Below are 21,855 nucleotides of genomic sequence, written 5' to 3' on the forward strand. Positions count from 1 at the left end.
CCGATGGGGTCGAGACGACTGGGCGGGAACTGTTACGGCAGCTACTGCAGGACCATCTGGACCTGCGGGCCAGGCGGGAGGAGGAAGAGATGGATGGTCCGGGTCGCCCGGGTCGCCCACTGGGGCCGGGGTGTGGGCAACGTTCTTCCCGTCGACCGGGCGCTGTCCCTGCCGGCGGGCCGGCACTCGACCGGCTTACAACGGCTCGCGGTCACCGAAGCCGTCCGCGGCTCGTTCGACCAGGCCCACGACGCGGTCGAGCGCCGCTGCGGGAACGTGCGCGGCAAGCGCAGGCTGGAAGGACTCGTGGTCGCCGCCGCGGTCGACGACGACTTCTGCCGGACCCGAATCCCATTCGTCAGAGGACGTCAAGTCCGCTTCTGGTAGCAGCCGCGTCCGGGTTGGCTGCGCCATACGCCCCACCGGCCTCGTTCTCGGGGATCACGACGTGCCGCATGTCCGGCGGAGGTGTCCCGCGTTGCCCGCAGGCACGAGGTTCTTGTCCCGCCGCACGATGCTGCCCTTGTCTCCCCAGCCTCGACACGCGGTCTTCATGCCGGAGTCGGTGTACTCGATGACGATCACGTTGTCACCGAACGCGGCGGTGTAGTCGCCGCATTCGTTGTACTGGCCGCACTCCTCCACCACGGCGAAGTCGACGCCGACCTCCTTGCGGACCGGGGCGAGCTCCGGCGTGTTCTTCTGGCCGATGGCCAGGCCCTTCTCGTGCGCGCGGGCCGCGAGCAGGGAGAGGAACGCCTTGGCGTCGTCCGCGGTCAGCAGCCCGCCCGGCACCCGGGTGTAACTGTCGTAGTTGTCGGGATCGACGGCCCGGTATCCCTTGGCCGCGCACTCGTCGATCCAGGTGTTCACCTTCTGCGCGATCCGCTTGCGCTTGGCATCGGTGTGGACGTCCAGCACCGCCTCCCCCCATTCCTTGTCCATCACGACCGCGTCCGCCTTGTCACGGAGCAGCAGGTCGGCGTCCCACTCCTTCTCCGCACCGGGCTGGGCCTGGAAGCCGTTGATGTAGCAGATGTTGTAGATGCCCTGCGCGGGCGGCGCCGTGTGGTCACGGGCGACGACGGTCACGCCCGGCGCAGGGGTGGAGGGACCACCGAGCTGGTAGTCGAAGCCCGCGTGTACCGGGGGAAGCGTCACCTGGGACGGTCGCCCGCCGGGTTCACCCGAAGGCGTGCCGGGCGCAGCCGGCGCCCCCTGGGACGACGAGGGCGCCTCCTCGGAACTCCCGCCGCTCGAACAGGCGGTGGTGAGAAACGAGGTGATGACGGCCGATGCCGTCAGCGCCACGACCGAGCGCTGGGAGAGAACCCTGTTCACATGCATGATCGATATTCCGGTTGTCGGGGGACCGTGCCTGCTTCGGGCGCCGCGACCGGCGCGGTGTCACAGCCGCTGCCGCCTGGCGCGTCATCGCCTCCTGCGATCCCTTGGGACGAGTGGACGGCTCTACTGTCTCCGACGCCGGATGAGCGGAGGATGAGGTACCGGAACGGTGTCACCGGTGCCCGGTCGGCCCTCGCGGTTCAGCCGCTCGTCCGCTCCGGCAGGCACAACTCGGCCACGGTCCCGCCTCCGGGGGCTTCGGACAGCCGAGCGGTGCCACCGTGGAGTTCGGCCACCCAACGTACGATGGCCAGTCCCGTGCCGGTGCCGGTGCTCCCCGCTCCGGCGACCCTGCGCTCGAAGACCCGCTCGTGCTCCCCTGCAGGCACGCCGGGGCCGTGGTCGCGCACCGCGACCCGGCCGGCGGTGACCGTGACCTCGACCGGAGTGCCGCCGCCGTGGCGGAGGGCGTTCTCGACGAGATTGCGGACCGCCTGGGCCAGCAGTTCGGGATCTCCCTCGACGACGACCGCCTCGGCGCTGACCGTCACCCCGTCCGTGTCCGGCAGCTCCTCCACGGTCTGCTCGACCAGTTGGTCCAGACGCAGTGGGGTGCGTTCTATCTCCTGGGTGCCCGCCTCGACCCTGGCCCGGGCCAGCAGTCCGGTGACCAGGCGCCCCAGCCGGTCGACCAGCCGGGTCGCCTCGTCCAGGGCTGCCGGTGCCCCACCCTCGGCGGTGTCGCCCTGCTCCACCACCACGCGCAGGGTGGCGAGCGGCGTGCGCAGTTCGTGTGCGGCTTCGGCGAGGAACTGTTCCTGCTGTTCGAGTCCGCGCAGGGCGGGTCGCATGGCGCGCCCGGTCAGCAGGTGGCCCACCGCGGCCGCCACCAGCACGAGCACGGCGCAGCCGGCGGCCAGCCACTCGACCAGCCGCACGTGGTCCGCCTCGCTGCGCGCGGGGTCGGTCCCGACCAGGACGGCGGAGTCGAGGACCTTGCCGTCCCAGACCGGGGCCACGGCCCAGCGGTACGAACGGCCGTCGGCCGCGGGGGCGGTGACCACCACGGTTTCCTGCTCGCGCTGGACCGTCCGCCAGAGTTCCTCCAGCCGGGTCTGGTCCGGCAGGGCGGTTCGCGCGGGCTGGGCGTGGCGGAGCTGCGGAGCCGCGCCCGGGGCGGCCTGGATCACGCCGAGGGCCATGGCGTGGTCGGCGAGGCTGTCGTCGTAGATCCCGTCGAGGCGCAGTACTCCGCCGTCGTCGTAGTAGAGCACTCGCGCCAGGCCGTCGGCGCCGTGGCTCACCGTGTCGTCCAGGCCACGGGCACGGGACCGGCCGTCGGTGTGGACGGCGACGGCGGCGAGCACCACCAGGCAGGCCGCGGTCGTGGTGGCGAAGAGCAGGGTCATCGCCCACCGGACGCGGTACAGGCGTGCGACGGCGGGCGTACGCCCGGTCACGGGCGATCGGCCGGATCGGCGAGGCGGTACCCGGCGCCGCGGACCGTCTCGATGAGTTCGGGCGGCCCGAGCCGGCGGCGCAGCTGGCCGATGAGGACGTCCACGACATTGGAGAGCGGCTCGGTGTGCTCGTCCCAGCAGCGCTCGATGAGCTCGCTGCGGGTGACCACCTCGCCGGCCCGCAGCATCAGCACCTCCAGCACCGCGAACTCCTTCGCGGTCAGGGTGAGCAGCACACCGGCGCGGCGCACCCGACGGCGGGGGAAGTCGAGTTCCAGATCGCCGACCCGCAACTCGGGCAGCCGCGCGGGCTGGTCCCGACGGCACAGCGCCCGCACCCGGGCGTTCAGCTCGGCGAACGCGAACGGTTTGACGAGATAGTCGTCAGCGCCGTGCTCGAAGCCGGCCACCCGGTCGGCGACGGCGTCCAGTGCAGTGAGCAGGAGGACTGGAAGCCTGGAGCCCGCCCTGCGCAGGGCAGCGACCAGCGTGAGCGCGTCCCCGTCCGGCAGGGAGCGGTCGGCCACCATGCAGTCGTAGGCGTTGACGGCCAGTTTGAGGTCGGCCTCGGCGAGATCACCGGCCAGATCGACGGCGAATCCCGCCTCCCGCAGCCCCCGCACAACCACCGGGGCCAGGCCCGCATCGTCCTCGATCACCAGTACGCGCACGACAGGTGAGCCTACCGGGCCGAGATCGGCCTCACGCTCGGCCGGGCGGGCCGCACCCGTGAAGCGAACCCGGACCAACGGCACCGTCCCAGCGGCCGTTGCGATCAGGACGATGCCGTAGTGATGGCCCTTGCGCAGGGCGAAGTCGTCAACCCCGAGCACGCGGACCCGCCCGGGTGCCGGATCTGGCAGCGCGCGGATCACCAGGGCATCCCGGCCGATCCCGACTGACAGACGCTCGGCCAGGCGGGCTCCGGCTCGGCCGCCGGGAGCGAGGGCTACGGCACCACGAACTGCACCACCGACCAGCTGGAGACGGCCGCGAAGACCGGCGCCGTCACCGTCCGCGTCACCTTGGACTCCTCGTTGGGCCTCGCCCAGACCGTCGCGGAGAAGTACCACCCGTAAACAGGGCGAGTTCGTGGTGGCCGCCAGCAGGACTGCACGGCGCGGGGTCCGGGAGCAGCGGCTCCGCGGTCGCATTCTTCACCCACGGCGGGACCGGACCCGGTCCTTGGGGTGGGGGCGGTGCAGCCTGTCGCGGTGAGCTCGGCGTTCAGCGAGCTCGGGCGACATGGTCCGGCACCCACCCCGCTGATTCGAGGGACTGGGCACACAACCAGCAGCTCAGAACCCCACCGGCTACGGCACGACGACCTCCTCACCGCGTCGCCGCCGTCATGCCGCCGGGGGACGACGGGGGCCTGCTGCGGGCTCCCGCATCGGGGGGGCAGGCCGTCGTCAGGTCATGGCCTGCCATTCGCGCGGGGACATGCCGTAGGCGGCGCGGAAGGAGCGGCTGAAGTGGGAGGTGCTCACGAAGCCCCAGCGGGCGGCCACTCCCGAGATGGTCGGTGCCGCCCTGGCCGGGCGGGACAGTTCGCGCCGGCAGCGCTCCAGTCGCTGGCGCTGTACCCAGCGGCTGACCGTCGTCCCCTGGGTGTGGAACAGCTTGTGCAGGTAGCGCACCGAGATGTGGTTCGCATGGGCGATCCGGGCGGGCGAGAGGTCGGGCTCACCCAGGTGGCGCAGGACGTAGTCCTCGACCCGGGCGAGCATGCTCCGGGTGCCCTCCGGCAGCTGGCGGGCCGGCAGCCCACCGCGCTCGTGGACCAGTGCCGCCAGGAGGTCGGCGGCGGTCAGGGCGAGCCGGTGTGCGGTGCCGGGGTCGAGGTCCGCCGGCTGTGCCGCGAGCTGCTTCAGGTAGGCGGCGACGAGCCCGGCGGTTGCCGAACCGCCGTCGAACGCCGTGCCGGTGACGGTGCGCAGTTCGTCGTCCGTCACCCCGAGCGCCGCCTTGGGCAGCCGGAACGCGGTGAAGCGGAAGTGTTCACGGTGTTCCCGCAGGTAGGGGCGGCCCTCGTCCGCGAGGGTGAAGCCGCCCGGGCCCACCAGCGCCTGCCGGCCGTCCTGCGTGAGCCTCGCGGTGCCGCGGTGCTGGAGGGTGACCGTCAGGAACTCCGCACCGCCCTGGGAGATGCGGCGCCGGCTACGGGACACGGTCTGCGGACCCGCCTCGACCTCGGCGATCCGGAGCCGGCCGAGCTGTCGGCTGGTGATCGTCCCGACCGGGGAGGCGTCCTCGTGCACGATCACGTCGAGCGGGACGAACGTGCCGGACACCAGCGCGCGCCAGTGCCCGGCACGGTCGCGAGGTGACGCCGTGGCGGAGGTGTGCGCGGTCAGGATGACGGACATGGAGGGCTCCGGGTGCTGTGCGGGTGGTTCTCCCCCACTCTCGGACCGGTCCGAGCCTGGGCCATCCGTCACATGACTGGCGTCGTCAGCGGCCCGGACCGGCGCCGTCCTCCCGCTCCACCACGTCGCGCAGCTGGCCGCGCGAGGTCACGCCGAGGGCCGGGAAGGCCTGGTAGAGGTGGGTCCCGACGGTCCTGGGCGACAGGAACAGGCGCTGGCCGATCTCCCGGTTCGTCAGGCCCTGGGCCGCGAGCCGTACGATGCGCTGCCGCTGCGGGGTCAGCGAGCGCAGCGCGCTGTGCCGGGCGGCGTCGACGCTGACGCCGGCCGCCCGCAGTTCCGCCTCGGCACGCTGCGTCCAGTGGACGGCGCCCAGACCGCCGAAGATCTCGCGGGCCTTCGTCAGGGCGGCGCGGGCGTCCGCGATCTGCCGCTGCCGCCGGAGCCATTCGCCGTACTCCAGCCAGACCTGGCCCCGTTCGAACGGCCAGCGCTGTCCGGCCGGGTCCTCCAGCGCTTCGCGGAAGTGCGCACCGGCCGCGTCCGGTTCGGCCAGCAGCGCGGTGGCCCGGAGCAAGATCTGTCGCAGCCGCGCCGACGCTCCCGCACCGACGGCGGCGGTCACCTCGTTCAGGGCGGCGCGCGCCTGTTCGGCGTGACCGGTGAGGACGGCGGCCGCCGCGTGGTCGGCGACCGCGTAGCACGACAGGTGGTAGTGCACCGGTACCCCCGAGCCGCTGAAGAGGGAGCCCGCGTGCAGGTGGGCGGCGTGGTGGTCGCCGAGGGCGGTGGCGGCCAGGGCGGCCGCGCGGCCGGCCCGGACCACGGTGGCGAGCGCTCGGGCCGGCTCGGTGACGGCCAGGGCGGCCGAGGCGTGGCGCAGCGCCGTCTCGGGCTCGCCGGTCACGGCGCACACGGTGGCGAGTGCGGTGAGCGCCCGTGCCGAGCCCAGGTTGCGGTGTCCGGCCAGGAAGCGTTCGGCGAGCCGCTCGACGCCCAGGCGTGCGTCGGCCCAGCGGCCGCAGTCGAGGTTCGCCCAGGCCAGGTCCACGGCAGTCATCCCCCCGTGGAAGTCGGCCGCGTCTTCCCATTGCGGGTTGACCACTTCCCCGAGCAGGCTCACCGCCGTCTCGGTCTCGTCCAGGAGCATGCTGAGGACGCCGAGGGTGTGGGTCTCGGTCGGGACGAGGCCGGGCCTGGCGGTGAGGGAGGGCAGCAGGGCGCGCACGGTGTTCCCGTGGACGAAGGGGTCGGTGACGCCGATGTCCCACAGGTGGAAGGGCCGGCCGCCGGCATCGTCGTCCTGCGCCCCGCGGGCCGCGAGCATCGGCCGGATCCGTTCCCGCTGCGCGGTCAGGCCCGAGTGGTACGCGATCCCGGTCGCGATCGTGGACACGTCCTCGGCGAGCTGCGGCACGGGCAGCGGTTCCTCGCCGACGACGAGGGCGAACGCCCGTTCCAGGCGCAGCATCAGCATGGCGATCAGTCCGTTCAGGGCGCTGATCCAGCTCGTCGCGGCCGGGTCGGGATCGAGGTGGGACGCCTCTGCGCCCAGGGTCTCGGCCCGGTCCAGGTCCCCGACCAGGACGGCGGCGTAGGCCGCGGTCGACAGGAGCCTGGCCCGTTCGCCCGCGTCCGGGTGGAGCTGGGCGGCCCGTTCCAGCCCGGCCAGGGCTTCGGCGACGGCGCCGCGCCCGAAGGTGCGCACGGCGGTGGCTTCCAGGGCGACGGCGACCGCGGTGTCGGGGGCCACGGTCGCCGCCGACAGCTGCCAGGCCTGTCGGTCGGGGTCGCCGCCGAGCACGGCCGCCAGGGCCAGATGCGCGCGCCGTCGCTCGGTGAAGGGCGCGGCGCCGTAGACGGCGGAACGGACCAAGGGGTGGCGGAACTCGACCCGGTCGGCCCGCACGTGCACCAGGCCCGCCTGCTCGGCCGGCAGCCACACCTCCGTGTCCGAGCCCGGCGGCAGGGCCGCCAGGACGACCGACAGGGCCGCGCCCTCCGCCGCGGCCGCGATCAGCAGTGCCTCACGGGTGGCCTGCGGCAATCCGCCCGCCTGGGCGGCGAAGGTTTCCTCCAGCAGGTCGGTGAGCGGCACGGGCCCCACCGGCGGGAGCCGGCCGTCCCGTGCGGCCTGCCGGGTGAGCTCGATGAGGGCGAGGGGGTTGCCGGCGGCGGCGGCCAGCACCTGGCGCCGGGTCAGGCCGACGGGCGGATCGGGTTGGACACCGAGCAGTTCCTCCGCTTCGGCCGAGGACAGCGGAGCCACCACCACCTGCGACACCGTCGAGTCGAGCCAGTCGGGCCGGCGGGTGCCGCGCACCGAGACGACCAGCCCGATCGACTCGCCCGCGAGCCGCCGGGCGAGGAAGCCCAGGACCTGGCAGGTGCCGCGGTCGAGCCACTGGGCGTCGTCGACGGCGAGCAGCACCCGGCGCGCGGACGCGAACTGCGAGGCCAGGGTCAGCACGGCCAGGCTCACCATCATCGGGTCCGGCGGAGCGGGGTCCTCACCGAGTCCGAAGGCGCCGAGCAGGGCCGCCCTTTGGCGGGCGGGCAGGTCGTCGGCCGCGCCGTCGAGGACGGGCAGCAGGAGCTGGTGGAGGCCGGCGAACGCGAGCTCGCTCTCGGCGACGCTGCCCCGCACCCTCAGGACGCGGGAGCCCGCGTGTTCCGCCTCCTCGACCACGGTGTCCAGCAGCAGGGTCTTGCCCACCCCCGCCTCCCCGAGCAGGAGAACTGCGGGCGACGCCGACCGGGGAGAGAGCGCTTCGGCGATGATCGCCCGCTCTCGTTGACGACCGATCACCATGAAAATCCTGGGACTCCGTTCCGAACCGAGACCGTCAGCCGTTCGGACGAACGGACGAGGTACGTCACCGCCGGAGCATATCCGCTGCTTGGACGGGGTCCGGCACGGGCAGTGGCGCGCTGGGAGACGGGCGGCGGCACCGGCACCGCCGCCGCACCGGTTACGTCGAAACCCGCGCCGTTCGGTGTGTTGGGTTCGCCTGGGCCGTCCCGGCGGTCTCTTCGGTCCGGGGCGACGGCTGGAGGGTGGCGGTCGCGTACGCGCTGCCACCCGGTGCGGATGGCGGCGGCGGCGGTGAGGGCGGTCTCGTGGTCGTCTCACCAGCCGCCCCTGGCGAGGCAGGTCAAGGTTCGGGACTCCAGTGGTCAAGATCGCTGGGCAAACGGTCAAGATCATCTGTCACGGGACACCCGCGCCCTGCTCGGAACAGCCCTCCCCGGGGTCCGGCCCGGCCAGGTCCTCAACCCGATCACCACAGGTCCCCCCAATGCGGCATACGGCTGGACGGCGCCGGTCGGGCGGCATACCAATGGACTGGCTGGGCACACGGCCAACGGACAGACCGTTGGCGGACAAGGAGAACGCCATGAGCGCTTCAAACAAGGCTTCGAACATCGGTGACAAGGTCAAGGGCAAGGTCAAGGAGACCGCGGGAAAGGCGGTCGGCAACGAGCGTCTGAAGGCCGAGGGCAAGGGCGACCAGGTCAAGGGCGACGTGAAGCAGGCCGGCGAGAAGGTCAAGGACGCCTTCAAGCACTGACCGCGCCCGCGGTAGAAGGGCTGGGCACCTCGGGAGAGGGGGTACCCAGCCCTTCGCCATGCCGCTCGACGAGCGCCGCTGTCGCCCGCGGGTCGCTGACCTGGATCACGAGGCGGGCGTACCGCTCGTCGGCCAGTTGGATGACCACCGCCTTCGCCGGGTCGCGGACGTCCCAGAAGATCCGTTCGCCGTCGATGTGGAAGGTGCCGGCGGTCACGACGCCCGGAACGCGGGTGCCGGGCGCCCGGAGCCCCTTGGGCTCCTTGGCGATCCCGGGGTCCTCGGTGGCGCCGCGCACGTGTGCCAGCGGAATGGTCAGACGGCTCTTGAGCGCCCAGAGTTTGTCCAGTCCCTCGATCTCCACGATCAGGTTGCCGCCGTCGACGCTGACATGTGCCATGGTTTGTCCCTTTGCAGTGGATGGGTGTCTCAGGAGCGGCCGAGGTGCTGCGCGAGAGCGGCGCCGGCGCGGATGCCGTCCTTGGGCCGGCGAGCTCGGCACCGTGCCCCGGCGGTCGCCTTCATCACCACCGCCATGGCCCAGCACGCCGACCACGCCAAGGCCTGGAACGCGGTCCTCACCGGCGCGGGCAAGCCGGGCCGTCACGGGCGTGCCGCCGTCCAACCAGGCCGCCACCGTGCAGGCGCTGAACGCGGCCACCGACGTGGGCGCGTCCTTGTGCCCCGACCGGAACAGGAGGTGGTGCAGTTCCAGCGGCCCCGCCGCTGGGCAGCGGGCCGGGTTCGAAGACCACGGCCAGCGCGGCGGCGACCCTCAGTTCCCCGTCGTACCCTCCCCCACCGTGGCGATCCCTCGCACCGACACCGGTGGCCGAGTCCACGACCGCCCGCCCGGCCCGGATGTCCGGCGGGGGCGTGAAGCGGGCCACCCCCGCCCGAGCGGCGACGCCCCTCCCGATGTGGCCCGGTCGAGCTCAGGTCAGGGGCAGCAGCATGAGGGGTTGCCCGGTGGGGCGGGCGGAGCCGCCGGCCGGCTCCTGCGTTACCCCGACGCCCACGGCGCCGTTGATGTGGCCGGTGAGGAGCAGCTGTCCGTGCCCGGTGGGCAGCAGGCCGGCCGGGCGCATCGTGCCGGAGTCGTCGAACCACAGCTCGTAGGTGCGTCCCTGGGGCAGGGCAGGCATGCCGGTGGCGAGGAAGGCGGCCTGCCCGCGCGCGGTGGACCAGACCACCGTGGCGACGGCCGATCCGGACACCGTGGTGGTGGTGTGCGCGTCCGGGGCGGTCAGCAGGCTTGCCACGGCGGCTTGCTCAGCGCGCAGGCGGCTTGCCTGGGCCTGGGCGCGGCCCGCTTGGTCGTGCTGCTGGACGGCGACGGCTCCGAGCGCGGTGGCCAGCGCCAGACACGCTGCGAGCGCGAGCTCGGGCCACTGTCGCGCCAGGTGCGAGGTGCGCCGGGGCCGGCCGGTGGGGCCGGTGACGGGCGGTAGCTGCCGCACGTCGCCGATGCCTGCCATCACCCGGCTCTTGAGCCCGGGTGGCACGTGAGTGGACTCGGCGGAGCCGAGGCGGGCCAGGGTCGCCTCGAACTCGGCGACCTCCTGCGCGCAGGCCGGGCACTGGGCGAGGTGGCGCTCGAAGGCGAGCCGTTCCTCGTCGGGCAGCGCGTGAGCGGCGTAGGCGCCGGTGAGGGTGTGCAGGTCGGGGGCGGCGTTCATGATCCAACTCCGAGGCAGTCGCGCAGGCGGATCAGCCCGTCCCGCATCCGGGTCTTGACGGTGCCGAGCGGGGTGCCCAACAGCTCGGCGACCTCAGGGTAGGTGTACCCCCGGTAGTACGCCAGGGTGACCGATTCGCGCTGCAGCTCGGTCAGCGCCTCCAGGCAGCGGCGGACCTGCTCGCGTTCCAGCCGGTTCTCGACCTGCTCGGCGACCTCGTCGAACGCGGGCGTGTGCGAGCGCGCGGCCGCCCTCTGGTCGCGGTCCGCACTGGCCTGCGCCGCGCGGACCCGGTCCACCGCGCGCCGGTGCGCCATCGTCAGCACCCACGGCAGCACCTCGCCGCGCTGCGGCTCGTACCGGGAGGCGGTGCGCCACAGTTCGAACATCACCTCCTGGGTGACCTCCTCCGACTGCGCGGGATCGCGCAGGACCCGCCGCACCAGCCCCAGCACCGGGCCGGCCACCGCGTCGTAGAGCCTGGAGAACGCCTCCTGGTCGCCGAAGGCGGTCTTGGCGACCAGATCCTTCAGGTCCGGGCCCCGGAACCGTGGGCTCGACAGGTGCACGACGGAGTTCACCGGAGCGTCCTCCCCGAGCCGGTGACACGGCCGGACGGACGCGGTGTCCGCGGCCTGCCCCAACGCCGGCAGCTGTGCATGAGAACCTCCTGGATCGAACAGCGGGCACCACCAGTCGCTCGGCATTCGCTACCGGCCACCTCCCGGATTGGCGCCGAAACCGGCCGACATGACCTGTCTGCCGGCTGAGGAGGACTGGCTCTACCCGGCCACCGCGATCGACCTCGCGACCCGCGAGGTGGTCGGCTACGCGATGGGTGCCCAACCGCAGGGTGGAACTTCACTCATCGCGGTCTGATCAAACCGACCACGTGTTGCAACGACCCGTGGAAACCGCCCCGCCTGGGCGGGGCGTAGGCGTATCTGCCTGCTCTGTGTCAAGCATCTCCGTGTACGGTTGCGCAGTCACGCGCCCGCGTGACCGGCAGGCCATGACCTGACTACGGCCTCCCGTGCGGGAGTTCGCCGCGAGCTCGGTGCGGCACATCCCGGGCCGGTGGCTGCCGCAGCCCCGCCACCAGCCGGGCGCCCGGATCGATCCGGAAGCCGCGCAGCGTGACCTGCGTGTCCGCGCGGCCCGCGTACTCCGGCAGTGGTGGCGCGCAAGTACCGTACTCACGGGCGGACATGAGCGTGGAGCGCGCCACCGGCTCGCGGTCCGGGGCGAGCTCGGATCAGCCGTTGAGGGTCCGCATCAGCTCGGGGGCGTAGCGGTCGCCGGAGACGATGCCGCGCGGGGCGACGGCTTCGATGGCGGCCAGGTCCTCGTCGGTGATCGTCACGCTGGTGGCGGCGACGTTCTCCTCCAGGTAACGGCGGCGCTTGGTGCCGGGGATGGCGACCGCGCCCTGGTGCAGCACCCAGGCGAGCGCCAGCTGGGAGGGCGTGACCTGCTTGGCGGCGGCGATGCGGCGGACCTCGCCGACCACGGCCAGGTTGTGGGCGAAGTTCTCGCCCTGGAAGCGCGGATCGGTGCGGCGGAAGTCGTCGGCGGCGAAGTCCTCCGGGCTGGTGATCGCGCCGGAGAGGAATCCGCGACCGAGCGGTGAGTAGGCGACCAGGCCGATCCCGAGCTCGTCCAGGGTGGCCATGACCCCGTCGTCCTCGATGCCGCGCTCGAAGAGCGAGTACTCGGTCTGGACCGCCGTGACCGGGTGGACCGCGTGGGCGCGGCGGATGGTCTGCGGGGCGGCTTCGCACAGGCCGATGTGGCGGACCTTGCCGGCGGCCACCAGCTCGCCCATCGCACCGACGGTCTCCTCGATCGGCACCTGCGGGTCGACGCGGTGCAGGTAGTAGAGGTCGACGTGGTCGGTGCCCAGGTGGCGCAGGGAGCGGTCGAGGGCGCGACGCAGGTACTCGGGACGTCCGTTCAGGCCGACGAGCGTTCCGTCGTCGGTGAACTCGACGCCGGTCTTGGTGGCGAGGACGGCCTGCTCGCGGCGGCCGGCGAGAGCCCTGCCGAGGAGCTGCTCGTTGATGAACGGGCCGTAGCTCTCGGCGGTGTCCAGCAGGGTCACGCCCAGTTCCAGGGCGCGGTCGATGGTGGCGAGGGACTCGGCCTCGTCGGTGCTGCCGTAGAAGGCGCTCATGCCCATGCAGCCGAGTCCTTCGACGGAGACGGTCAGGCCCTGGTTGCCGAGGGTGCGGAGTTCCATGGTGATCTTCCTTGCCGTTGCGGGGTCGCCCCGCGGTGTGCGGATGGTGGGTTGCGTCGCCGGGCGTCCGGTCAGCGCACCCAGGCGCCGGTGAGGGCCCCGACCGCGGAGCCGTCGAGGTCGGCGAGGCTGGTGGCGGCGAAGTCGCGGGCCCACTGGGAGGTCTGGACGCGGAACGGCGGGCGGGGCAGGGCCAGGGCGTCGACGATCGGGGCGGCCGCCTCGGCCGGGGTCTGGGCGTTGTCGAACGACTGGCGGGTGCGGGCCAGGTAGGCCTCGAGTGCGGGGGCGTAGGGTCCGGCGGCGGCGAGCAGCGCGGGGAGGTCGAGTCCGAGGTTGGCCACGAACTCGCTCGCCACCGCGCCCGGTTCGACCACCGTGACGTCGACACCGACGGTGGCGGCGACCGGCGCGAGGGACTGCATGAAGCCCTCGACGGCGAACTTGGCTGCGCAGTACGCCTCGTTGAAGGGCTGGCCGACGACCCCGCCGACGCTGGTGACAGTGATCACCCGGCCCCTCGACGCGCGGAGGTGGGGCAGCGCGGCCCGGGTCACCGCCACCACGCCGAAGAAGTTGACCTCCATGGCCGCGCGGACGTCGTCCAGGCTGCTCTGCTCGATGGTGCCGACCTGGGCGGCGCCGGCGTTGTTGACCAGCGCGTCCAGACGGCCGTGTTCGGCGACGACCTCGTCCAGGCAGGCGGTGATGCCGGCGGAGTCGGTCACGTCCAGGCGCTTGACCCGGACCAGGTCCTCGACTCCCGCCTCGGCGGCGGCCTTGAGCAGGGCCTCGGCCTTGCCGGTGTCGCGCATGGTGGCGATGGTCGTCCAGCCGGCCCGGGCGGCCCCGATGGCGGCCGCCAGGCCGATGCCGGAGGAGGTACCGGTGATCAGAACCGTCTTCGAGGAGGTCATGAGGGTCTTCCTTGCATGGGGGGGAGAACGGGCCGACACCCGTAACCGGGGAGTTCCCCGGTTTCTTCACGGTAAGCGGGGGACTCCCCGGTTGTCCAGCTAGACTGGTCCCCGACGAAGGGAACAGCCTTGACGACCAAGCCGAGCGCGTTGCGCGCCGATGCCCGCCGCAACCGGGAACGCATCCTCGAAGTGGCCGTGCGCGCCTTCGCCGAGAAGGGCCCGAACGTGGCGATCGACGCGATCGCCAAGGCCGCCGGCGTCGGCTCGGCCACGCTCTACCGACACTTCCCCACCCGCGAGGCGCTGGTCGAGGCGGCCTACCGCAACGAGCTGGCGCGTGTCTGCGACAGCGCCGGGAAACTGCTCGCCGGCCACGCGCCGGACCGGGCACTGCGCCTGTGGATGGACGACTTCATCGACTACGTGGCCGCCAAGCAGGGCATGGCGGACGCGCTCCGGGCCGCGGTGGCATCCGGTGCGGACCCGTTCGCCGAGACCCTCGACCGACTCGGCGCCGCGCTCGGCACCCTGCTGCGCACCGGGGCCGAGGCCGGTCTCCTGCGCCCGGACGTCGACCCCCTGGACGTCGGCTTCAGCCTGGCTGGCGTGGCACTGATCACCAGCGTCCCCGACCAGCGCGAACGGGCCGGCCGCCTTCTCGACCTGCTCCTCGACGGCCTCCGGTACGGAGCGGACCGGCCCGCGTCCAGCGCGTGACCCGGATCCCCCCGGGAGACGTGCGACCTGCGCGGGCGACGGCCACCAGCGCGAGCGCCTCGTCCGGGGCGGCCCCGCCCAGGGCATCACCGCCGAACACGTCCGGGCCTTCGCCCCCACCCGCGACGGCGTCCTCGTCCACACCGAGGAGTCCTGGACCGGCGAGCCGGTCACCGTCCACCGAGCCGTGCTCCGGACCGGCCTCGACAACTCCCCCACAACTGGGCCACCAACCTCGAGCACGAGGCCGGGGCGGTGCCGGCAGGCGCCCCGCCCCTGCCGTTTCCCCGGTGACGGTGACCGCCGCTCATCGCGCTCCGTCCAGCCGCGGGCGCGTGCCGGGCCGCAACCGGATCCGGGGCGGCGGCGTCCCAGCGGATACGAACGGTCAGCCGACCGCCGTACCGCTGGGGGAACTTCCGCACATGCCGATCCACGACGCCGTGCCGGTACCACCGTCTGGTACTGCGACCGGTGCGGCACCGCCCACTTCCCGCCCACCGCCGGCCAGGGCACCGGCGCCCTGAGCCTCGCGGACTTCCGCCGGACGGTCTGGACAGCGGGCGGCTACGGCGACCTCGCGGAGCGCTACCGGGTCTGAAGCGGGTTCTGTAAGGCGGAGGCGTGGTGTCCCGTTGGCGCACCTGCGCAACCGGGTCGAGCAGAACATCGATCGCTTCCCCTGACGGGCCCTCCGTCGCAGCCCGGCGGCCGGGCTGCGCACCGATCTGCGGTGACTCCGGCGGCGGACCGGGTCATGGTGGTGACCACCGTGACGACGCGGCCCTCAGCGGACCGGCGCTGACCCCGGCACCCCTGCCCAGGAGTTGACGACGCTCGACGACATCTCGGGCGGACGGCTGACGGTCGGCATCGGCGCCGGCGGCACGGGCTTCGACGCCCAGGTCCTCGGCGGCGGGAAATGGACGCCGAGGCAACGGGCCGACCGCTTCACCGCACCCCCACAGCACGCCGGGGCGGCGCCGAAACGTCGGGGCCTGCGGCTGGCGCGGCGGGCGCGGCCCACGGCAGCGCATACCAGGAGAGCATGGCGAGAATGGCTGCACTCGGCAACTCGGCCACGTAGGCGAGCAGTTGCGCGAGCTGGTAGTCGGAGCCGCGATGTGCCGACCACAGGTCGAAGAACGCGTCCAGGCCCAGGAGGACGGCGGTGGCCGAGGCCGTCGGACTGGTGGCCGGGTGGCGGCGACGCACCAGTCGGGCCAGCAGGAAGAGCGCCGCCACCTCCATGACGTCCAGCCACACCCAGGAGTTGGAGAGGTTTCGTGCGCCGAAGCGCCCCTTCACCGACATCGCGAGCACGACGATCCATGGCATCAGCAGGACGCCCGCCGTACGGAACGCCGTCGGCAGCCAGCGCCGGACAGCCCGCTCGCGGACTGCGATCCGCCTCCGAAAGGTGTGTGTCGGCATCGTTGGGTGCTACTTCCTTCGCGCTGGTCGGGTTCCATGATGTGTGTCGGCCGCCCGGCCTGCGGCCCCTGGTCCACAAGGCAACGGCCTAGGCTGTCCGGGAGAGAGATGGTACGGGGTACGGGGGATACGTTGCTCGGGGTGTTCATCGGCGGGGTCGTCGTCGGCCTGCTGCTCGCCGGCGGTGCGGTGGGAGGGTTCCCGCTCGGCAGGGGGCACGGCGGGCGGCTCCAGGCGCAGAGCGTCGAAGCCACCGAGGCGCGGCCGGTCCGATCGGCGCCGCCGGCTGAGCCGGTCCGGCTGGCCCGACCTGGCGGCATCGCCGGGCGTGGTCAGCCGATCTGCGTGCTGGTCTGCGAGGGGCAGGCGGTTGAGCTGGTCGTTGCCGGGCGGGAGGGTACCGGGGTCAGGGGTGTGCAGACAGGTGTGGCGACTCCGATGAGTTCGACCAGGCCGTTACCGCCGGTGGGCGGGGCGACTTCGGACCAGTTGTTGGCAAGCCAGACGTTGCCGGACTGGTCGAGTTGGACGGCGGTGAGGTGCTGGATGGAGCTGCTGCGATAGCCGTTTGGCGGCGTCAGCAGCGAGCCGGTGGAGGAGCCGGGGGGACAGGTGCTGGTGTTCACGCCGCACAGGACGGAGACGGAGGGGGCGCCGAATCCGGCGACCCAGACGCGGTCGGAACCGTCGATGGCCACGGACCAGGGAGCGATGGCGGTCGGCAGTCCGTACACGCCTGTGATCTTGCCGCTCGGCCCGATCTCGGTGACCGAGTTGCTGACGAAGTCGGGCACCCAGACGTTGTTCTTGGAGTCGACGGCCAGGCCGAGGGGCCAGTCGAGCGAGGCGTCCTTGATCGGCGAGAACGAGGTCGGCTTGAAGTCGGGCCCGATCACGGTGACGCTCCCGCCCGCGTGGCCCTCGGGCACTCGTGTGTCCAGGAGCCTTGCCCCGTTGAGGCGGGCGTTGGTGACCCAGGCCCGGCCGAAGCCGTCGATCTGGATGGAGAACGGGTGGTCGAGGCCGCCGCCCTCGATGGTGATCGCCTTCGAGGGGTCCCCGTGCGGATAGACGATCACGCTCCCCTGGCCGCGGTTGCCTTTCAGACCGTAGAAGTTGGCGATCCAGACGTTGCCCTTCTGGTCGACTGCGGTGCCCTGGGGGTGGTTCAGGTCGCCGTTCTTGAATCCTGTGCCGGGGGAAAGCGGCTTTCCGGTCGACGAGTACTTCGACATGGCATCGCCGCCGTAGCTGGGCACCCACACGGAGCCGTCGTGGTCGATGGCGATGCCCCAGGCACCCGCCTTCATGCCGCCGCCGCTGATGGGGCTGTTCAGGATGGGGTCACCCACCGGATCCTGCACGGTGACGTAGGGGCTGGGGTTCCGTGTTCCGGGCAGCCAGTTGTTGGAGGCCCAGACATTGCCCTTGGCGTCGACGGCCATCCGGCCGGGGGCGTAGACATCGGGTGGGGTGTAGTGCAGGGCCAGGACCCAGGCCTCCGGGGCCGCGGTGAGCGCGGGGGTGTACGTGTGCGCCCGGCCGGCCAGGGCGTACAGCTCTCCGGTGGCCAGTCTCGGGTTGTGGGCGAGGTTCAGCACGGCTTGTGCCGTGTCGGCGGGAGTGGTCCCCTGCTGCGGTGTTGCCAGACGCAGCACCTCCTGGCACAGTCCGGTGTCCGCCTCCGGCGCGCAGAGGGAGACGAGGTCGGCCAGGGTGCCCAGGGTGGCCAGGGTCTCGTTGCTGGTGCCGTTGTTCTGGTCGGTGACGACCTTGCCGGGTTTTCCCGAGGCCGGGTCGGCGAGGTTGTAGGACGTCGCCGCAGCGTTCTCCAGGCCGGGGCTGGGCCCGGCGATGCCGTGCTGGTCGGTGAACTGGGCCAGTGCGTAGGTGGCGGCGACCGTGGTGAATTCGTTGACGGTGACAACGGATTCCCGGCGTTGTGGCGCGCCGCCGCCCGGGCCGATCCCCACGACGGAACGCAGCCGCAACGACCGGTCGCCGTGGGGCGCGGCGTCGACGTACAGCACCGAGCCCGTGGGCTGGGTGGACCGGATCTGGAAGGCTCCCCCCCGCGTCGGTCGTGGCGCGGCCCAGGTTCCGAACGCCCAGGCGGTCTCCGGTGAGGAGGGTGACGTCGGCGTGGGGCAGCGGTCTTCCCGCGCTGGTGACTGTGCCGTGCAGCGTCGGCGGCGTGCTGGGGGGCGGGGCAGCAGGTAGCGCCGCCAACACCAGTGCCGCGGTGGCCGATGCCGCCACGACAGTGACCGGCCGGTGCCGGGAGAGCTTGGCCGGTGCCGTGACGCGTGGCGGGTGGGGCGCGCTTCTGCGCGGGCGGTTCATAGCGGGAGGCACGGTCAGGTCCTCTCATGATGTCGGCATGGTGCCGAGCCTTCGCCTGCCGACCGACTACCCGACGCGACGCGCTGAAGGGTCTCGCTGCGTGTCGCGGGGGGCACGCCCTGTCGAGGCGGGCCCTCGGAGCGACGGTGATCAGGCACCAGGGGTTCCGGCGCGGTCCGTCCTATGTGCTGCTGTTCTCCGCGTTGGCCGGGTCGCGCAGCGTGAACCATCCGATCTTGCGGCCGGCCAGCCAGATCAGGCCGAGGTACAGGCCCGGGCCGACCTGACGGAGTTCGTCGCGCACGCCTCCGAACACCAAGGACGTGTGGGAATAGTCGATGACGATGCACTCCTGGTCGTCCAGACGGCTCGGACCCGGTCCGACCGTGGCGACGATGGACAGGATGTCCATGGCGGTGAGCCGGTTGCTGAGGTAACCGTCCGGGCTGAAGACCTTGCCCCGCCACGCGGTCAGGTTCACCAGACTGGCGAGCAGCCGTGCTCCCGCCCTCCCTGCCGCGGGGAAGACAGCCAGGCCCTCCATCGGACCTCTGGGGATCTCACCGGCCGAACTCTTGCGGAACAGCTCCTCGAGCCGCTGATCGTCGGAGGTGAGCAGTTCAGCCTCTGTAGTCATCGCAGCCTTCCTCGCTCCCGCGCCCGTGCGGTCATGGACTGGTCTGCGAGCGACCGGCACGCCGTGCGCGCTCAGCGGAAATCCGCTCGACCCGCGACCGGACCGGCACTCAACCAAGCCACCAGGCGCACGCAGCGGAACACACCATGAATCCCGACATGGACGCTTGATCGCTGTTTTGGTGTGCGATCCGCCGCTGAATCCATCCTGGCCCACCGCGGCGGGGCTCACCACCGCTGCCTACGGTCGAGGTCCGCGCCTTCGCGCACGGGCGAAGGAATGACAGCGCCCACTCCGGAGCCGTGCCCCTGACTCGAACTTCACAGGCGGACGGGCAGGTGGCGGGGTCCGCGGAGCATGGCGTTCTGCCGGTAGGGGGGCGGGTCCTGGACCAGGCTCGCCGTCGCGAGGTGGGGAAGCAGCGCGCCAAGCGCCGCGTAGGCCTCGAGACGGGCCAGGGGGCCGCCGTAGCAGGCATGGATGCCACTGCCGAAGCCGAGGTGCTGGTTGTCCTGGCGGGCGGGGTCGAACCGGTCGGGGTCGGGGAACCGCTGGGGGTCGCGGTTGCCGGAGGCGAGGGCCAGGATCACCGGGACGCCTCGGGGGACGGGCGTACCGGCGATGTCCATGTCGGCGTGCGGGATGCGCTCGCGCATGTGGACCGGGGGCTCGTAGCGCAGCAGTTCCTCCACCGCACGCGGCAGCAACTCCGGTTCCCGCCGCAGCCGGTCCAACTGCTCGGGCTGGCGCAGGAAGGTGAGGGCGCCGTTGGCGATCAGGTTGACCGTCGTCTCGTGTCCGGCGATGAGGAGCAGTACGGCGGTTTCCGCGAGTTCCTCCGGGGTGAGCCGCAGGGCCGGGTCCGGCTCGTTGACGAAGGCGGAGAGCATGTCCTCGCCCGGCTTGCCACGGCGCTGCTCGGCCAGGTTCAACAGATAGCCGCCCAACTCCATCCGTGCCTGGTCGCCGCCCTTGTCCGGCTCGGCGGATTCGTCGTCGGGCCTGACGTCGGCGGCTGCGACGATCGCGTCCGACCAGGCCCGGAAGAGCGGCTCGTCCTCGTGCGGCACGCCGAGCAGGCGGCAGATCACGGTGACGGGCAGCGGGTAGGCGAAGTCGTCGACGATGTCGACCTGGTGCCCCGCCTCGAACGGTTCCAGCAGTGCCTCGGTGATTCGGTCGATCTCGCCGCGCATGCCGTCGACCCGGCCAGGGCTGTGCGGAGGCCCGAAGGGCCGCATGGCCAGGGTGCGCAGCCTGTGGTGCTCGGGGTCGTCGAGCCGCAGGAACGGCGGCTTGTGGGTCATCTCGCCGCGGGTGCGGGGATCGGCGCTCATCCGTGGGTCGTGGAGCAGAGCGGCGATGTGGTGGTAGGTGCCGATCAGGTAGCTGCCGTCGGCCTGCGGCACCACAGGACCGGCCTCGCGCAGTTCCGCGTACAGCGGATAGGGGTTGGGACGGCTGGCGTAGTCGGTGATCCGTGCGAGCAGGGTCGCGGAGTCCATGGTGGCTCCTCACAGGGGGCGGGATGTGGGCTACACCACCGTCAGCCGGCGGTCCGGAAGGTGCCCGGTGAGTGCGACGGTCGGACCGTGGGACAGCACGGAGGGGTCCGGTACGGCGGAGGGGATCGCGATGTCGGCCGCGATCGCACGGTCCTGGGCCCCGGGCGGGGGCGGGAAGGGGGCGGCGGTCTCGATCAGGTGTCGGTAGTAGTCGAGCGCCTTGGCCATGTCGACGGTGACGGCGGCGGTGACCCGGCCCTGGTAGCCGTAGACCATCGCCAGACGCCGTGCCTCCAGGGACCCTTGTGCGATGACCACGTGGTCGGAGTAGGTGGGGACGCCCACCGACTTGATGTTGAGTCCGAACTGGGTCGACCAGAAGACCGGTAGGGCCAGGTGCGGGCGCTGCAGCGGGCCGGGGTTGACCATGTTGTGGGCCGCGACCGCGGCCTGCTCGACGGCGTTGCCCCAGTGCTCCAGGGAGAGCATCTGGTAGCCGAACAGCGGGTGGGGGAAGCGGGAGACGTCGCCGGCCACGAAGACGTCGTCGGTGACGATCCCGTACATGGTGAAGGCCCTGCAGCCTGCGTCGCAGGCGATGCCGCGTGGGCCCGCCGCCAGCCCGGACTCCGCCAGCCACTCCACGTTGCGGATCGCGCCCAGCGCCACGACGCACACGTCCGCCTCGACGCGGCTGCCGTCGGACAGCTGCGCGCCGGTGAAGGCGCCGTTGCCGTTCAGGGCGGTGACCGTCACCCCGGTGCGCAGGTCCACGCCGTGGTTGCGCTGCATGACGGCGGCGAGCTTGGACAGGGTGCCGCCGAGCGCACCCACCAGGGGTGCGGGGCCGCGTTCGGCGACGGTCACCGCGAGGCCCAGTTCCCGACAGGCGGAGGCGATCTCGGAGCCGGTGAAGCCGCCGCCGATCACCAGTACCCGCTCCGGTCTCGCGGCCAGCCGCTCGGCCAGTCCCGCGCCGTCCTCGCGCGTGCGCAGGGTGAACACCCCGTCCAGGGCGCCTTCCTCCGGGTTGGGCCAGGGCCGCGCACGGGTTCCGGTGGCGATCAGCAGCCGGTCGTAGGGCAGCGAGTCGCCGTCGGCCAGCAGTACCCGTTTCGCCAGCAGGTCCACACCGGTGGCGCGCACGCCGAGGCGCCACTCGGCGTCCGGGTCCCGGCGCATCGGCAGCTCCAGGGTGTCCGCCGTCGCCTGGCCCAGCAGCACCTGCTTGGACAGCGGCGGCCGGTCGTAGGGGGCGTGGGGCTCGTCCCCGACCACGGTCAGGGACCCGGTGAAGCCCTCCTCGCGCAGCGCCTCTGCGGCTCTCAGCCCGGCCAGCGACGCGCCGACGATGACGATGAGGCCGTCTTTCAGATCACCGGCCACCGGTGCTCACCTCTTCCCCGAGGAGGATCGCCTGCACCGGGCACGCTGCCGCGGCCTGGCGTACCCGCTCCACCTGGTCGTCCGGGACGGCCGTGGCGTACAGCAGCCCCTCCTCCCCGTGCAGTTCGAACACCTCCGGGGCGAGGAACACGCACTGTGCGTAGCCCTGGCAGCGTGTGAGGTCGACAACGGTCCTCATCTCCACCACTTCTTCCTCCGTTGTCACACCCCCCTCATCTCCAGCATG

Annotated in this window: 19 protein-coding genes and 2 pseudogenes; 5 read left to right on the forward strand and 16 right to left on the reverse strand. The window is 72.3% G+C overall.

Annotation, left to right across the window (positions count from 1 at the left end):
• Positions 1–8: 8 nt before the first annotated feature.
• A pseudogene (locus BOQ63_RS03675) lies at positions 9–327 on the forward strand (ISKra4 family transposase); the annotation flags it as partial.
• Between the two features lie 114 nt (positions 328–441).
• Here BOQ63_RS03675 and BOQ63_RS03680 read toward each other — a convergent pair.
• From BOQ63_RS03680 to BOQ63_RS03700, 5 genes are all read right to left on the reverse strand, one after another.
• The gene (locus tag BOQ63_RS03680) at positions 442–1,347 is read right to left on the reverse strand and encodes an endo alpha-1,4 polygalactosaminidase (protein WP_072653375.1); all 906 of its coding nucleotides are present in this window, start codon (positions 1,345–1,347) and stop codon (positions 442–444) included.
• A gap of 200 nt (positions 1,348–1,547) precedes the next feature.
• Positions 1,548–2,807, reverse strand: a complete 1,260-nt coding sequence (locus BOQ63_RS03685; RefSeq protein WP_360331547.1) for a sensor histidine kinase — start codon at positions 2,805–2,807, stop codon at positions 1,548–1,550.
• Positions 2,804–3,478, reverse strand: coding sequence for a winged helix-turn-helix domain-containing protein (locus tag BOQ63_RS03690; protein ID WP_030556589.1), 675 nt, complete (start codon positions 3,476–3,478; stop codon positions 2,804–2,806). The genes BOQ63_RS03685 and BOQ63_RS03690 overlap by 4 nt, the downstream gene beginning before the upstream one ends.
• 741 nt (positions 3,479–4,219) lie before the next feature.
• Entirely contained in the window at positions 4,220–5,176 is a 957-nt protein-coding gene (locus BOQ63_RS03695; RefSeq protein ID WP_030556591.1) for an AraC-like ligand-binding domain-containing protein, read from the reverse strand.
• Between the two features lie 85 nt (positions 5,177–5,261).
• Entirely contained in the window at positions 5,262–7,988 is a 2,727-nt protein-coding gene (locus tag BOQ63_RS03700) for an AAA family ATPase (protein ID WP_454130585.1), read from the reverse strand.
• A gap of 586 nt (positions 7,989–8,574) precedes the next feature.
• Between BOQ63_RS03700 and BOQ63_RS03705 the strand changes: the two genes are divergently transcribed.
• Positions 8,575–8,748, forward strand: a complete 174-nt coding sequence (locus BOQ63_RS03705) for a CsbD family protein (RefSeq protein ID WP_030556595.1) — start codon at positions 8,575–8,577, stop codon at positions 8,746–8,748.
• Here the strand turns inward: BOQ63_RS03705 and BOQ63_RS03710 are convergent.
• From BOQ63_RS03710 to BOQ63_RS03720, 3 genes are all read right to left on the reverse strand, one after another.
• Positions 8,738–9,148: a hypothetical protein gene (locus BOQ63_RS03710; protein ID WP_072653377.1), complete on the reverse strand. Its 411-nt coding sequence runs from the start codon at positions 9,146–9,148 to the stop codon at positions 8,738–8,740. The genes BOQ63_RS03705 and BOQ63_RS03710 overlap by 11 nt on opposite strands.
• Before the next feature lie 535 nt (positions 9,149–9,683).
• Positions 9,684–10,427, reverse strand: a complete 744-nt coding sequence (locus tag BOQ63_RS03715; RefSeq protein ID WP_072653378.1) for an anti-sigma factor — start codon at positions 10,425–10,427, stop codon at positions 9,684–9,686.
• Positions 10,424–11,008 (reverse strand): sigma-70 family RNA polymerase sigma factor, encoded by a 585-nt coding sequence (locus tag BOQ63_RS03720; RefSeq protein WP_232543206.1) that lies wholly within the window; start codon positions 11,006–11,008, stop codon positions 10,424–10,426. Before BOQ63_RS03720 ends, BOQ63_RS03715 begins: the two co-directional genes overlap by 4 nt.
• Before the next feature lie 169 nt (positions 11,009–11,177).
• On the opposite strand from BOQ63_RS03720, the gene BOQ63_RS03725 reads away from it, so the two are divergent.
• Positions 11,178–11,306: a hypothetical protein gene (locus tag BOQ63_RS03725; protein ID WP_267885580.1), complete on the forward strand. Its 129-nt coding sequence runs from the start codon at positions 11,178–11,180 to the stop codon at positions 11,304–11,306.
• Between the two features lie 376 nt (positions 11,307–11,682).
• Here BOQ63_RS03725 and BOQ63_RS03730 read toward each other — a convergent pair whose 3' ends face one another.
• Together BOQ63_RS03730 and BOQ63_RS03735 are read right to left on the reverse strand one after the other, a co-directional pair.
• Positions 11,683–12,666, reverse strand: coding sequence for an aldo/keto reductase (locus BOQ63_RS03730; RefSeq protein ID WP_030556604.1), 984 nt, complete (start codon positions 12,664–12,666; stop codon positions 11,683–11,685).
• A gap of 71 nt (positions 12,667–12,737) precedes the next feature.
• Positions 12,738–13,583 carry an SDR family NAD(P)-dependent oxidoreductase gene (locus tag BOQ63_RS03735; protein WP_030556606.1) on the reverse strand — a complete coding sequence of 282 codons (846 nt, stop codon included), beginning with the start codon at positions 13,581–13,583 and terminating at the stop codon, positions 12,738–12,740.
• A 129-nt stretch (positions 13,584–13,712) separates the two neighbouring features.
• Between BOQ63_RS03735 and BOQ63_RS03740 the strand changes: the two genes are divergently transcribed.
• Together BOQ63_RS03740 and BOQ63_RS03745 are read left to right on the forward strand one after the other, a co-directional pair.
• Complete coding sequence (locus tag BOQ63_RS03740) at positions 13,713–14,303, forward strand: TetR/AcrR family transcriptional regulator (protein WP_072653379.1); 591 nt, start codon at positions 13,713–13,715, stop codon at positions 14,301–14,303.
• A gap of 806 nt (positions 14,304–15,109) precedes the next feature.
• Positions 15,110–15,256 (forward strand): annotated as a pseudogene (locus BOQ63_RS03745) (LLM class flavin-dependent oxidoreductase); the annotation flags it as partial.
• On the opposite strand, the gene BOQ63_RS03750 reads toward BOQ63_RS03745, so the two are convergent.
• The 6 genes from BOQ63_RS03750 to BOQ63_RS03775 form a co-directional block, all read right to left on the reverse strand.
• Positions 15,255–15,737: a hypothetical protein gene (locus BOQ63_RS03750; protein ID WP_050366167.1), complete on the reverse strand. Its 483-nt coding sequence runs from the start codon at positions 15,735–15,737 to the stop codon at positions 15,255–15,257. The pseudogene BOQ63_RS03745 and the gene BOQ63_RS03750 overlap by 2 nt on opposite strands.
• Positions 15,738–16,069: 332 nt before the next feature.
• Positions 16,070–17,767: a Vgb family protein gene (locus BOQ63_RS03755; protein ID WP_107488412.1), complete on the reverse strand. Its 1,698-nt coding sequence runs from the start codon at positions 17,765–17,767 to the stop codon at positions 16,070–16,072.
• A gap of 494 nt (positions 17,768–18,261) precedes the next feature.
• Positions 18,262–18,717 carry a hypothetical protein gene (locus tag BOQ63_RS03760; RefSeq protein WP_030556612.1) on the reverse strand — a complete coding sequence of 152 codons (456 nt, stop codon included), beginning with the start codon at positions 18,715–18,717 and terminating at the stop codon, positions 18,262–18,264.
• 320 nt (positions 18,718–19,037) lie between these two features.
• A complete protein-coding gene (locus BOQ63_RS03765; RefSeq protein ID WP_030556614.1) occupies positions 19,038–20,222 on the reverse strand; it encodes a cytochrome P450 in 1,185 nt (394 codons plus the stop codon).
• A gap of 30 nt (positions 20,223–20,252) precedes the next feature.
• Positions 20,253–21,608 carry an NAD(P)/FAD-dependent oxidoreductase gene (locus tag BOQ63_RS03770; RefSeq protein ID WP_030556616.1) on the reverse strand — a complete coding sequence of 452 codons (1,356 nt, stop codon included), beginning with the start codon at positions 21,606–21,608 and terminating at the stop codon, positions 20,253–20,255.
• On the reverse strand, positions 21,598–21,807 hold the full coding sequence (locus BOQ63_RS03775) for a ferredoxin (protein ID WP_030556618.1): 210 nt from the start codon (positions 21,805–21,807) through the stop codon (positions 21,598–21,600). The genes BOQ63_RS03770 and BOQ63_RS03775 overlap by 11 nt, the downstream gene beginning before the upstream one ends.
• Positions 21,808–21,855: the final 48 nt, after the last annotated feature.

This window comes from Streptomyces viridifaciens, from assembly GCF_001888885.2.
Lineage (GTDB): Bacteria > Actinomycetota > Actinomycetes > Streptomycetales > Streptomycetaceae > Kitasatospora > Kitasatospora aureofaciens.